Source organism: Thermodesulfovibrionales bacterium, from assembly GCA_035686305.1.
Classification (GTDB): Bacteria; Nitrospirota; Thermodesulfovibrionia; order Thermodesulfovibrionales; family UBA9159; genus DASRZP01.
Map to the genome: position 1 here is coordinate 21592 of DASRZP010000118.1, position 12560 is coordinate 34151.

Sequence of the window (12560 nt, forward strand, 5' to 3'; positions counted from 1 at the left end):
GATGGTTGCCGACTGCCGCTGTATGCTCAATGCGGGAGGTCACTTGCGGTGGAGTCATCGAAGTACCTCATCGTCGGAATCTCATCGCATGTACAGAGCTTCGATCCATGCCTGCCTTGCCATCGTTTGCAACGTTGGGTTTCACTTGTCATTTTGTTCGGTCCTATCGCCGCTCTTCTTCTCTTCGTCCTCAAGCATCCTGTACTTCGGTCCCTCCACATCGTCATATTGCCCGCTCTTTACCGACCATATGAAAAAAAGCCATGCCCCTATTCCGAGGACGAGGGAGAGAAAGATCATGAAGGTTATTGCCCACATCTCTTGACCCTCAGCGAGTTCCCGACAACAAAGAGGGAGCTGGCAGCCATCGCACCCGCCGCGACAATAGGGTGGAGGACGCCGGTCACCGCCAGGGGAATCGCGATGATGTTATAGAAAAAGGCCCAGAAGATGTTCTCCTTGATGATGCCCGAGGCCTTCCTCGAGAGGCGAATGAAATAGGGAACAAGCCTGAGGTCGTTCCTCACCAGAACAGCGTCTGAACTCTCCCTTGCGATATCCGTTCCTCTTCCCATGGCGAGACCGACCACGGCCTCTGTAAGGGCAGGTGCATCGTTTATGCCGTCTCCCACCATGATCACCTTCTCTCCCGCGGACTGGATCTCGGCAACGATCTCCCTTTTCTTCACCGGCGAGGCCTCGGAAACGGCATGTTCGATGCCGACCCTTGACGCGATAGATTCCGTAGTGCCCTGATTGTCCCCGCTCACCAGCGAGAGGGAATAGTTCATCTTCCTGATCTCGCTGACCGCTTCCGCTGCCTCGGCCCTGACAACATCCGAGACTACCATGACGGCCCTCACTCTCCCTTCCCACCCCATGAAAACAACCGTTTCCCCCCTTTTCTCGAGGTCTCTGATATCTTCAGTATAGGACTGCGCATGAGGCATTACAATGCCGTGCTCTTCCATGAAGCTCCGGTTGCCGATCACGATTCTCTTTCCCTCTGCCGTACCTTCAACACCCTTCCCGGGAAAGGTCTTGAACCCTGATACGCTGAATGCAGGACGGGCAGCAGTGGTGATCGCATGGCCTATGCTGTGTTCGGAGAGTCCTTCAAGGGACGCTGCGAGGCTCAGGAGATATCCTCTGTCCCAGGCGTTCTCAAGGACAATCATGTCCTTGAGGACCGGTTTCCCTATCGTTACCGTACCGGTCTTGTCAAAAATCACGTGGTTCACTCTGCTTACGTTCTCGATCACTTCACCGCTCTTTATGAGAATCCCTCGTGACGATGCCATGGTCGTGAAGATAAGGACAGCGAGGGGGGTTGCGAGCCCCAGACTGCAGGGACAGGCGATGACAAGGACAGAGACGCCTGTCATGAGTGCCCGGTGTATTGATGCACCCCTCAAGATATAAAGGAGGAGCGTCGAGACTGCAATGAGCAGGATAAGCGGCACAAAATAGCCGACGACCCTGTCTGCCACTCTCTGTATCCTCGGTTTCCGCGCCTGGGCGTCTTCTACGGCCTCGATGATATTCGCCAGTATCGTTTCCTTTCCTGTCCTTTTCACCTCAAAGGTGAGCATGCCGTAAAGGTTGATGCTCCCTCCGACAACTTCAGATCCCACGACCTTCAAGACCGGTCTCGACTCGCCCGTCAGGAAGGATTCATCGACCTCAGACTCGCCGCTGATGACAGTCCCGTCAAGGGCGATCCTCTCGCCCGGTTTCACTTCCAGCCAATCGCCCTTTTCGATAGACGTGACCGCTACTTGCCCCCGTCCGGCGGCTCCGGCCTCACCCTTGAGTAACCTGGTTGCCGTTGTGGGGCTCAGCTCCGCCAACCGTTCAAGCGTCTCCGAGGCCTTGCCTTTTGCAACGGCCTCTAAGTACCTGCCGAGGAGGATGAGGGTTATGATCATGGCTGACGTGTCAAAATAGACCTCTCCGCCGGCAACCATCTCTGAGACACTGTATACAAACGCTGATCCCGCACCGATCGTTATGAGAGAGTCCATCGTAAAATGGAGGCGGCTCAGTCCTTTAACCGTGCTTCTGATAAGGGGCATCCCCGAATAGAAGAGGACCGGGAAGGTGAGGACCATGGCAATGACCTCGAAGATGCCCTTTGTCTGGGCATCGATCCCCTGGAAATATCCTGCGTAGAGAGCTACGCTGTAAATCATGAGCTGCGATGAGAGGAAGGCTGCGGTACCGAAGCGTATCAGGAGGTCTCTCGTCTCCGATTCCCTGGCCTTGAACTGCTCTGATTTCGTATAAGGCTTCGGACGGTAACCGATGGAGAGTATCCGTTTCAGGATCTTCTCGATCCCCACGAGCTCGGGGTTCCAGGCGATCCTCGCCCTGTGAGTGGCATAGTTGACCCTCGCATGGCTGACCCCCTCTGTCCTGCTCAGGATCTTTTCATTGAGCCAGACACAGGAGGCACAGCGGATCCCCTCGATCGAAAGATCTATCTCCTTCTCCCCGTTGTCCCTGTCCCTGACATGCTCGGCAAAGGGGCTAATATCGATTTCGCCCTTCAGGAGGGAAGCCGGTATACCGGTTTCATCCCACCGTCTCTTTTCATAGAAGGCATCGAGACCCTCGCCGTGGATAATCCTGTAGATGCCCCTGCAGCCGTTGCAGCAGAATGTCTTTTCCTTTCCGTCACAGATATCGTAAACAGCGTCCCTCTCAGGAAAGCTCAGAAGACAATGGTCACAGGTGAGTTGAGATGCGTGCATCTCTGTTCCTCTGGCGCCGTTTATTTCTGTTCGATGCTCCGTATATAAGTGATCACCTTCCATATCCTGTCTTGACCAAGACTGTTCTCCCAGTTGGGCATGCCGCCGGGTCTGCCTTTCGAAATGGTCAGGTAGAGGTCTGCATCTGAGTCTCCATATTTCTTCGATTTCAGCGTTAGATTCGGACAGATATCGCCCCTTCCGCCTGCGCCGTGGCATACCTGACAGTTCTTCTTGAATATCTCAGCTCCTTCCTGAAGTGCCCTCGGATCACCCTCATAGGGATTCTTCTGGGCAAGAGCGGGTTCTGATTGCACGATGCCCGCCTGAAGCATCAGGGAGATGAAGAGTAACAAAACGGGCATCATCGTTCTTTTCATCGAGATGATCCTCCTTTCTCGACATAGATCCTTTTTTCGAAGACAATCTCTTTGCCCTTGACGGGCACGGGAATCTTCAGATCCCAGAAACCATGGAGAGGAAAACTGACGGAAGCCCTGTAGACCCCTTCCCCTGCCATGACAGTATTGAAGGTCCTGTCATATGTCGCCGATGACGGTCTGCTGATCGTGATCGATACGGCTTCACCATCAAAAGGCCTGTCCTCCCGATCCAGGACCGAGAAGAGGATGTCATTGTCTCCCGTCACAAAGGTTTTCGTCAGAATCTCGATTCTCAATCCTGACGAGGCCCTTTCCTTCTCCGTCCTGTCCCAGGAGAGCCCCTTCTCATAAGGCTTTTCCGTAACAATCCCCTCAAAAGTCCTCGTTCCGACTATGATGGCACCGACAACAGAGAGAAGTCCCACAAGGACGACGATTGCGATAACGGTTTTCATTTATGAATGAGGCACCTCAAAATACACCTTCTTTGTTATTGTATCAACTCTCTCATCCTGTCGCGATTCGACAGAGATGTCAACGCCGCCGGAGCCGCCTTTCAACGCTTCTCCTTCCATCCTGACGAATACGGGGATCTTCCGGTATTCCCCTGCCTTGAGGAGGATCGTGTCAGGAATAATGCTCACTTCCCCCCTCTCTCCTTTGGCCCTGATCTTCACCGTGAGGTCGGCCCTCGACCTGTTCCTGAAAGAGAGAAGATAGGAGTTCAGCGCAGTGCCGTCAGCACTGGTTCGCGGAAGAAAGCCCTGGTTTGGCAGCACCGTCATGTCTATGGCGACCCTTGAGAAAAAAAGGTGGAGGAGAAAAGCAAAGGAGGCGAGCGTTATAAGGGAGATCATGACCACATTCTGACGGATGATCTTCCTCTTCTCCCCCGGCAAGCCAAAAGAGTAGTTGATCAGACTTTCTTTCTTCACCTTCGCCCTCATCTCCGTGCACTTATCAATGCATTCGGCGCAGTTTATACAAGCACCGCTCATGCCCTTCCTGATGTCTATACCGACGGGACAGACCCTGACGCAGGCCATGCAGTCCATGCACTCCTCCCTCCTCTCCGGGTCAAAGGCGATAACAAGGGTACCATTGTCGTAAAGGACGCTCTGGAGCTTTGCATATGGGCATACTGTTGCGCAGAACCTGTGTCTGAGGAAGACGAAGTTCAGGAAGAGTATCCCTGTCAGGACGATCCAGAATCCCCATATGATCTTTCCCATATCCTCCGAGAGGAGCCGTCCAAAGAACTCGTACGGAGAGACAAAATACCAGATGAGGCTTGCGGCAACGATGACGCTGACGGCAAGGGTCGCTGCAAGAGATGCGAGCTTGTACCCGAATCCCTTTGACGAGGCCCTGTCAACAAACCTGGTGAAGTCGACGATAACGGTCTGAGGGCAGAGCCATCCGCACCATATCCTTCCGAAGACCACGGTGATGAGGACGATGAGGAAGGTCACGAAGATGACCGCCACAAGGACGATGAAGAACTCTTCCATCCAGAGTGTCACGCCGAAGAAGTGGAGCTTCAACGAGGGGATATCGAACCTCAGGGCGCTCTCGCCTCCAATCTTCAGGAAGGGGATTCCGAGGATGACCGCTCCCTGAAGTACCTCTGTGAGACGCCTCCATCGCTGAATCCCCTTAATCCCGATCGTCATCGTCCAACATCCGGTACTTCGGCTCTTCGACTCTTTCATGTCTCTTTTTCGAGTAATAAAAGACGATGATGACCACAAAGAGGACGACGAGCACGAGACCGAATATGAGATAGCTTATCGCAGTTGCGTGCACTGTAATCGCTCCAAGTTTCCGAGAAGTTTCTACTTACTCTTTCTCATTGCAAGATAAAGGTAGAGTATACCGACCGCAGCGGCGGCCGTGAAGCCTATTGTAGCAACTACCGAGATGTCCATGAAACCTCCTGCATCTGTCTGACGGTGGACATGTCAGGAATCCCTGAACGTCCACCCGTCAGGATTCATCGTCACTATTTCTTCACCGACTCCTCATATGCCTTTTGCTGACTCCAGCCGCTGATAGCGGGGGTGTAAGAGACAAAATAGTAGATACCCCAGAGGATCAGCCCCCAGAAGAGTATCAGCCATCCGATGGGGATCTTTCTCTTTGCATCCACACTCTCTTCAACGAGAAACTCCTTTAAGCTGTCGAGTTCTTCTGCCATTGCACCCTCCTATTTCCCCTGCAGGGAACGAATATATGCAACCAGGGACCATATCTTGCTCTTATCCATGGACGTGCCGAAGGGCGGCATGCCTCCCTTTGCCGTGCGGCCGTCTTCGATCATGCCCGGCTGGGTCCCGTTATTGATGACCTCAAAATAGTCGTCATCGGGAACGTCGCCTTTCACGTAGAGAAACTCGTCGTCAACGAGACTCGGTCCGATCCCGCCCTTGCCGTCTGCGCCATGGCATGCTGCACAGTTCGAGGCATACAAGGCTTTCCCCAGTTCAATCGCCTTTGGATCACCGGCAAGAGGATTCGCCACGTGGCTTTCCTTTATCGCAGCCAGGGAAGGCATCTCGACCTGCTTCTTGACGGCAGTCCCGATCACCTGCATATACGCCACAAGGGCGTCCATCTCGGTCTTCCCATTCAGGCCGTTGATCTCATCCTGCGAATATGGGAAGTCCAGGGCCTTCATGCGTGCCTCCACCTCTTTCGGATCGAGGATGTTGTTCTTCAGCCAGCCGTATTTCGGCATGTTCGACTCGGTGAAGAAGGCCTGGGGATTTTCAAAGTGCCGGTAATGCCATGCATCGGGATACTTTCCACCGATCCTCGCGAGATCCGGCCCCGTCCTCTTCGACCCCCACAAAAAAGGATGGTCATACGCGAACTCCCCGGCCTTTGAGTATTCGCCGTAGCGCATCACCTCTGTCTTCAAAGGTCTCACGGTCTGCGTATGACAGTAATGGCAGCCGTCCCGCTGATAGATGTCCCGTCCGGCGAGCTGGAGCGCCGTGAAGGGTTTGAGGTTCTCGAGCTTCGGGTGCATCTGCTGCGTGAGCATCGGAATGAACATCGTCACGACCGTTCCGACAAGAATGACTACTGCCGACAGGACCGCAAAGAATATCGGGCTCGTGTGGAGTTTATGATGGAATTCGCTTGCCATGCTTCACCTCCTCATGCCGTCGCTGCCAGGGCCTTGCCCTTGCGAATTGTCATGGCGATGTTGTAAATGAAAAAGAGCATCCCCACTGTGAAGATAACGCCGCCCAGGGTCCTCATCTTCCAGAAGGGATAGTTCTTGACAAGTACTTCCATGAAGGTGTATTTGAGGCTTCCGTCGGGGTTCACCGCTTTCCAGAGGGTCCCCTGCATTATTCCCGTGATCCACATCGTAATCGAGAATATGAGCTGTCCGATCAGCACGAGCCAGAAATGGGTGTTCGCAATCTTGACGCTATAAATCTCAGTGTCATAGATCTTGGGGATCACGTAGTAGATCGACGCTGCAGTGGTCATCGTGACCCACCCCATCGTTCCCATGTGGACATGGCCGGGCACCCAGTCGGTGTAATGGATCAACTGGCTCACAACCCGCAACCCCTGAGTCGGGCCCTGCACGGTCTGGAGGCCGTAGAACGTTATGCCGAGGATAAAAAACTTCGTGAGATAGTTTGTCCTCATCTTTTCCCAGTCGCTGCCGACCGTATAATAGCCGTTCACGACCGAGCCCCATGAGGGCGCTATGAGGAAGATGGTGAAAACGATAGCAAGGGTCTGTATCCAGTCAGGCAGCGGAGTGTAGACAAGATGATGGGCGCCGGTCCAGAGATAGGCGAATATGAGTGACCAAAAGGCGATGATCGAGAGCCGGTGGCTGTATATCGGGATCCCTGTTGTCTTGGGGAGGAAGTAATAAAACATCGCGAGTATCGGCGTAGTGAACACAAAACCGACGGCGTTGTGGCCGTACCACCACTCCACATTGGCGCTGTTTACGCCGGCGAAGATATGATAAGACTTGAAAAAGCCGGCGGGAATCGAGAGGTTGTTCACGATGTAGAGCACCGCAACCGCGATAACCGTAGCGATAACATACCAGAGAGAGACATACATCTGCTCTTCCCTCCGCTTTATGATCGTAGCGAAGATATTGACCGCGAAGATGACCCAGAGAATGACGACGACGATGTCCAGCGGCCATTCCAGTTCCGCATACTCCAGGGCCTGGTTCATCCCCGCAAAGAGACTGATCGCAGCCAGGGCTATCGCGGCATTGAAGAGATAAAGGTGGAATCGCGCGAGCTTGGGGAAGACGAGCGGACGCCTTGTGAGCCTCATCGTTATGTAGTAGAAAATACCGAAAATAGCCCCCACACCAAGTCCGAAGGCGAGGCCGTTCGTGTGCACCACCCTCAGTCTTCCGTATGTGAAAAAGGGAGGAATATTCCATTCCGGTTTCCAGAACTGAATTGAGATCCAGAGCCCGATGAGAATACCCACGACGCCCCAGAAGATGGAGGAGATGATGAAGCCCTTTACCGTCCGATTATCGTAGGCGTATTCATTCATGATTCTGCGCCCTCCTCAACAATTTGCTGAAGGCCCCAAGGGAGCCATTACCTTCCCGTTAAGTTCATTATATCTCCTGTCAGGCTGATTGCAACGCGCGGTCATGAAAGTTTCCTTCTGACAATTAGGATAATAATACTCTTCTTTAGCGGCCCTGTCAAGCAAGAAGAGTTCGTTCATTTAATAATTGGGTTCCGGACTAAAATCAGCCTTTGAGAACACATGATTTACAACCTGCGCGATTATCCGGCCTGCAGAGTCCGGATATCCCCTGATGGCAGAGGGCAAAGTCATACCGCAGGGGGTCGACAGGATCAAGCAACTTCAGGGTCTCTGTGATCTCGACCGCCGCTTTCCAATCTGCTGATCTTCTCTTTGTGAGCCCGAGACATCTTCCTATCCTTGCGATATGCGTATCGAGGGGTATCACGAGATGATTCTTTGATATCCCCTTCCATATCCCGAAATCGATGTCCCTGTCCCTTATCATCCAGCGCAGGAAGAGATTCATCCTCTTGCAGGCGCTCCCGTTGGCAGGAGAAGGGAAGAACTGGAGCAGGCCCGCTGGACGGACATTTCTCCCGTACGCCTTTGTCGTGTCAACGGAAAGAATCTCCTCTACGAATCCGGTAATCGCCCTCCCGGTATTTCCATGTTCCGGGAGATAGTGTCCCATAAAGGCCCTTTCGAGGGATGAATACTTCAGCAGAAGTCCGTGGATGATGAACAGGAGGCAGACGATATCCCTGTCTTCGTTAAAGCGGTACTTGAAGGGGAAAAGTCTTCCCTGTTTCTTTACATCAAAGTCGGTGAGAAAAGATCGGGGGCTCTTGCCCATGACCGACAGGATCTTCTTCACGACCGCCTTGAAGAGATCCACCCTGCCATAGGCAAGGCAAGTGGCGATGAAGGCAGAAATTTCGATATCGCCGACGTCGTCATAGTGATGAGGGAATTCTATAGGGTCGTGGGCAATTCTCCCTGTGAAATCATAGTCATCATAGAATCTGTCGAGTACCTTTTTTAATTGTTGTCGTCTCTTCTCGGTCATGGGCTGAATCTTCAAACCAATCCGAAGACTATCTCCCGCTCCTCCCTGTCGACCTTGTCGATACTTACCTTTACGTCCTTACCTATGGTAAAGACTCTTCCCGTATTCCTCCCCGAGAGCGAGAGGTTCCTCTCGTTATATTGATAGAAGTCGTCGGTCAGGTACGAAAGGTGAATGAACCCTTCAACGTAAAAGTCTTTGAGCCGCACCCGAAGGCCGTAAGGAGTGACGCCCGTTATCCTGCCTTCATACTCTTCTCCCACCTTATCCTTCATAAACCATACCCTCATAGCACTGATCACTTCCCTCTCTGCATCGTCGGAAAGGCGTTCCATCCTCGATGCATGGAAGGCGATGTCTGAGAGCAGTCCTTCGAGTTCCTTCATTCTCTTATCCGAAAGGCGCCTCTTTGACAGAACCTCTCTTAGAATCCGGTGGACAACAAGGTCCGGGTATCTTCTGATGGGAGAGGTAAAATGCGTGTAACACTTTGAGGCGAGTCCGAAGTGTCCGACATTGATCGGAGAGTACCGCGCCTGCTTGAGACTCCGCAACACCACGTAATTGATGACCTCCTCTCCGGGCGTGCCCTTTATGCCGAGAAGCAGTTGAGAGAAGTCTTTCGGTTTCAGAGATCTCTTCCCTGCGCGAATCAGCGGCCTGATGATCTTCAGCATCTCTTCGAGCTTCAGAGGATCAGGCTCTTCATGGACCCTGTAAAGACTCGGCACTCCGAGGTTTTCGAGATGCTCTGCCACAGCCTCATTCGCCGCAATCATAAATTCTTCGATAATCATATGAGCGAGGTTTCTCTCGGCCTTCAAGATCGCCTCAGGGTTCCCCTGGAGGTCAAGGAGCACCTCCGGCTCGGGGAGGTCAAAGTCGAGGCTTCCCCTCTCAAGCCTCTTCTGCCTGAGGATGTTGCAGAGTTCGTTCATCAGCTCGAAGGCCTGAAGGAGATGGTCATATCTCTGGCGCTCCTGCCCGTCCTGGTCGACGAGTATCTTCCTGACGGATGTATAGGTCATCCTCGCGGCGCTCCTGATCAAGCTCGGATAGAACCGCGACTTAACCCTCTCGCCTTTCCTGTCAAAATCCATCTCGACCGTAAAGGCATATCTGTCGACCTGCGGCTTGAGGCTGCAGAGGTCTTCTGAAAGTTCTTTGGGGAGCATGGGGATCACCCTGTCGGGGAAATAGACGCTTGTGCCCCGTTTCCTCGCCTCGTCGTCTATCACCGTGTTCCATCCGACATAAAAACCGACATCGGCAATATGCACCCACAGTCTGTAGCCTTGTTCTGCTAGAGAGATCGAGACTGCATCGTCGAAGTCCTTTGCCCGTTCACCGTCGATGGTAACGGTCGCAAGATCACGCAGGTCTTTCCTCTTCTGTTCCGGAAGTGGAGAGGGAGGTCGCTCATAAAGGATCCTTGCCTCGTCATGGACGGCCCTCGGGAACCTGAGGGGGAGATTGAACTCCTCGATGATCGACTCGACCTCGGCCATCGGGTCTTCCGGTTCTTCGAGCACCTTGATGACCTTTGCCGAGGGAGGCCTCTTGTCAGCCGGATAGCTGATGATCTCGGCAATTACCTTATCACCATGCCTCGCCTTGCCCCTGTCCCCGGGCGATACATAGAGGTGAAAAGGCACAGCCCTGTTCTTTGGTCTCACAAAAGATGCTGTTCGCGTGACATCGAGTTCCCCGACAATTCGTGTCGTCGCCCTCTCGAGGATCCTGATGATCCTGCCTTCACGCCTCTGCCAGTTCTCAACCCTGACGATGACCCTGTCATGGTTCATGGCACCCGACGTCCGACGGGCGGGCACAAAGATATCCCGTTCCCCGGGCTTTTCGAGTATAACAAAGCCGTAACCGTCCCTGTGGGCCTCGAAATAACCGTTAACGAGGTTCATCTCCTCAGCGGGGCCATAGAGCCCCTTCCTGGTCATCACAAGATCGCCCTCACGCATCATCTGTCGAAGGAGACGCTTCAGCGCCCGTGCTTCAGGATGGCTGAGTTTCATCAAAGATACGATCTCTTTGAAGCCAAGGGGTTTCCCTGTCTTTTCCCGGAAGAAAGTGAGGATTGTTTCTCTGTTCACCATAGTACTATTCTATGCCACACCGCAGGGAATAACAATCTGCCTGCGGTTGTTGGAAAACTTTGTTCGGGAAGGCAGGCTTGCTGCGAAGCCATTTCGTAACTTTGCGGTCTTGCCTTACTGAAAAGCATTGACAGTAGTAGCCACTTGGCTACAATATAACTGTGCTTGAAATCCGCAAGACTGACACCTATGCGCAATGGTTAGACGGCCTGCATGACATAAAAGCACGTGCGCGCGATTGGCACGTGTTGAACGCCTCGCAGCCGGCAATCCGGGAGATGTAAGGCCGGTTGGCGAAGGCGTGTCGGAAATGCGGATTGACTATGGTCCCGGATATCGCGTGTATTACACAAAACGTAGACGAACGTTGATAATTCTACTGACCGGTGGCGATAAGCGAACACAGGAGGCTGACGTTAAGACTGCGCTGCGTTTAGCGCGCAATTTGTAGGAGGGCATTATGAGCAAGGCTAAAGCTAAAACCAAAACAACTCGGTACGATGTTGCAGAACATCTTCGTAACCCGGAAGAAATGGCCGCTTATCTTGAAGCATGTTTTGAGGAAGCCAATGGCGACGCTGCGTTCATCGCGAAGGCCCTGGGCGATATCGCCCGCGCAAAGGGTATGGCCCAAGTCGCACGGGATGCCGGCTTGTCCCGAGAGAGTCTTTATAAAGCACTCTCCGGCGAGCGAAGTCCCGGTTTCGACACCATTCTCAAGGTCATGGATGCACTCGGCTTGAAACTACATGCCGAAGCATCCTATGTGAGGAGGAAAGATGAAGATTCGCTATTTCACGGATACTGATACAGCGTTGATTGAGTTTTCAAATGTTGCTGTTGTTGAAAGAAAGGAAATATCCTAAAACCTCTACGTTGACCTGGATAAAAAAGGCAATGTTGTGAGTATGACCATCGAACATGCGAGAGAGAAAGCGGGTCTTTCTGAAGTTTCGGTTCTTCAGATGGAACAAACAAAGGCCTAACGAATCACTCGTGCCGATGCGCTTCGCTATCGCAGGGCGCGAGGAGAGTCAGGTTTACACACTTGACAAAGATGTCTTGAAGGTAGAAGACAAGTCGAAATATTCCAGCTACTGCCGTATTGACAAAACTGGCGTTGGAGAGGGAAGATTATAGAGAGGGTCCGGATGGAGTTTCATGTCGAGCCCGACCATACGAAGAAGGCCACCATCTGTCTGAGCCACAGGTTCAGTGGCCCTTCCTCAAGAAGATTGAGCGGCAGTTCGGCATCAGAGCATCGACGGTATCGTGGGGCAGCCGCCGTTTTGAATCAGCCCTTTCAGAGGGTATGCGGATCGGAAGGAGAGTGGGCAAAATTGGGAGGGCGCCTAATTTGTAAAATGCGTAGACCTGATCCTCTGCACTCGCCTGATATTGGAGTGAAAAATGGTTAGCAAAGAAGAGAGCGATTTTTTCAAATCGTTAGAGGCCCGTTATTTTAAGCTGCGTTCCAGGGAAGATGTGAAGAAGTTTGATAAATGTCTTCACCATTATTTGGAACAACGGATGAACTGGCACGGAATGCCTCTTGTAGACTTATTAGTGTCCTGTGTCATTAATAAGTGACATAAGTCGTTTTAATTTCTTGAAGATAGAATCAGCGGTAGCGGTCCAAATAAAGGGTGCAGCCTTTTCATTGTAATGGTCCACGAAGGTTTGAATATTACGGATCAGCTCTTTA

The 12560-nt window shown here is 52.6% G+C and carries 12 protein-coding genes; 1 reads left to right on the forward strand and 11 read right to left on the reverse strand.

The genetic code is table 11. The annotated features are described in order from the left end of the window. Positions 1-141: 141 nt before the first annotated feature. The 11 genes from ccoS to rnr all read right to left on the reverse strand — a co-directional run bounded on the left by ccoS (position 142) and on the right by rnr (position 10855). Positions 142-318: a cbb3-type cytochrome oxidase assembly protein CcoS gene (ccoS, locus tag VFG09_13535; protein HET6516177.1), complete on the reverse strand. Its 177-nt coding sequence runs from the start codon at positions 316-318 to the stop codon at positions 142-144. After that, positions 306-2753: a heavy metal translocating P-type ATPase gene (locus tag VFG09_13540; protein HET6516178.1), complete on the reverse strand. Its 2448-nt coding sequence runs from the start codon at positions 2751-2753 to the stop codon at positions 306-308. Before VFG09_13540 ends, ccoS begins: the two co-directional genes overlap by 13 nt. Positions 2754-2773: 20 nt before the next feature. Continuing rightward, positions 2774-3133, reverse strand: a complete 360-nt coding sequence (locus tag VFG09_13545) for a c-type cytochrome (GenBank protein ID HET6516179.1) — start codon at positions 3131-3133, stop codon at positions 2774-2776. Then, positions 3130-3591 (reverse strand): FixH family protein, encoded by a 462-nt coding sequence (locus VFG09_13550; GenBank protein ID HET6516180.1) that lies wholly within the window; start codon positions 3589-3591, stop codon positions 3130-3132. The genes VFG09_13545 and VFG09_13550 overlap by 4 nt, the downstream gene beginning before the upstream one ends. Next, positions 3592-4809, reverse strand: a complete 1218-nt coding sequence (locus tag VFG09_13555; GenBank protein ID HET6516181.1) for a 4Fe-4S dicluster domain-containing protein — start codon at positions 4807-4809, stop codon at positions 3592-3594. Continuing rightward, a complete protein-coding gene (locus VFG09_13560; protein HET6516182.1) occupies positions 4793-4942 on the reverse strand; it encodes a CcoQ/FixQ family Cbb3-type cytochrome c oxidase assembly chaperone in 150 nt (49 codons plus the stop codon). Before VFG09_13560 ends, VFG09_13555 begins: the two co-directional genes overlap by 17 nt. Positions 4943-5138: 196 nt before the next feature. After that, the gene (locus VFG09_13565) at positions 5139-5333 is read right to left on the reverse strand and encodes a cbb3-type cytochrome c oxidase N-terminal domain-containing protein (GenBank protein ID HET6516183.1); all 195 of its coding nucleotides are present in this window, start codon (positions 5331-5333) and stop codon (positions 5139-5141) included. 9 nt (positions 5334-5342) lie between these two features. Continuing rightward, complete coding sequence (locus tag VFG09_13570) at positions 5343-6287, reverse strand: cbb3-type cytochrome c oxidase subunit II (GenBank protein HET6516184.1); 945 nt, start codon at positions 6285-6287, stop codon at positions 5343-5345. An 11-nt stretch (positions 6288-6298) separates the two neighbouring features. Continuing rightward, positions 6299-7693: a cbb3-type cytochrome c oxidase subunit I gene (locus VFG09_13575; GenBank protein ID HET6516185.1), complete on the reverse strand. Its 1395-nt coding sequence runs from the start codon at positions 7691-7693 to the stop codon at positions 6299-6301. Positions 7694-7898: 205 nt separating this feature from the next. After that, positions 7899-8744 (reverse strand): TIGR02757 family protein, encoded by an 846-nt coding sequence (locus VFG09_13580; GenBank protein HET6516186.1) that lies wholly within the window; start codon positions 8742-8744, stop codon positions 7899-7901. An 11-nt stretch (positions 8745-8755) separates the two neighbouring features. Further along, the gene (gene rnr, locus VFG09_13585; GenBank protein HET6516187.1) at positions 8756-10855 is read right to left on the reverse strand and encodes a ribonuclease R; all 2100 of its coding nucleotides are present in this window, start codon (positions 10853-10855) and stop codon (positions 8756-8758) included. 460 nt (positions 10856-11315) lie between these two features. Between rnr and VFG09_13590 the strand changes: the two genes are divergently transcribed. Continuing rightward, positions 11316-11663 (forward strand): addiction module antidote protein, encoded by a 348-nt coding sequence (locus VFG09_13590; protein ID HET6516188.1) that lies wholly within the window; start codon positions 11316-11318, stop codon positions 11661-11663. The last annotated feature ends 897 nt before the right edge of the window (positions 11664-12560 follow it).

Excerpts from the sequence above, each read along its gene's own strand:
- ccoS (HET6516177.1), bottom strand. The coding sequence starts at position 318 with ATGTGGGCAATAACCTTCATGATCTTTCTCTCCCTCGTCCTCGGAATA.
- VFG09_13540 (HET6516178.1), bottom strand. The coding sequence starts at position 2,753 with ATGCACGCATCTCAACTCACCTGTGACCATTGTCTTCTGAGCTTTCCT.
- VFG09_13545 (HET6516179.1), bottom strand. The coding sequence starts at position 3,133 with ATGAAAAGAACGATGATGCCCGTTTTGTTACTCTTCATCTCCCTGATG.
- VFG09_13550 (HET6516180.1), bottom strand. The coding sequence starts at position 3,591 with ATGAAAACCGTTATCGCAATCGTCGTCCTTGTGGGACTTCTCTCTGTT.
- VFG09_13555 (HET6516181.1), bottom strand. The coding sequence starts at position 4,809 with ATGACGATCGGGATTAAGGGGATTCAGCGATGGAGGCGTCTCACAGAG.
- VFG09_13565 (HET6516183.1), bottom strand. The coding sequence starts at position 5,333 with ATGGCAGAAGAACTCGACAGCTTAAAGGAGTTTCTCGTTGAAGAGAGT.
- VFG09_13570 (HET6516184.1), bottom strand. The coding sequence starts at position 6,287 with ATGGCAAGCGAATTCCATCATAAACTCCACACGAGCCCGATATTCTTT.
- VFG09_13575 (HET6516185.1), bottom strand. The coding sequence starts at position 7,693 with ATGAATGAATACGCCTACGATAATCGGACGGTAAAGGGCTTCATCATC.
- VFG09_13580 (HET6516186.1), bottom strand. The coding sequence starts at position 8,744 with ATGACCGAGAAGAGACGACAACAATTAAAAAAGGTACTCGACAGATTC.
- rnr (HET6516187.1), bottom strand. The coding sequence starts at position 10,855 with ATGGTGAACAGAGAAACAATCCTCACTTTCTTCCGGGAAAAGACAGGG.
- VFG09_13590 (HET6516188.1), top strand. The coding sequence starts at position 11,316 with ATGAGCAAGGCTAAAGCTAAAACCAAAACAACTCGGTACGATGTTGCA.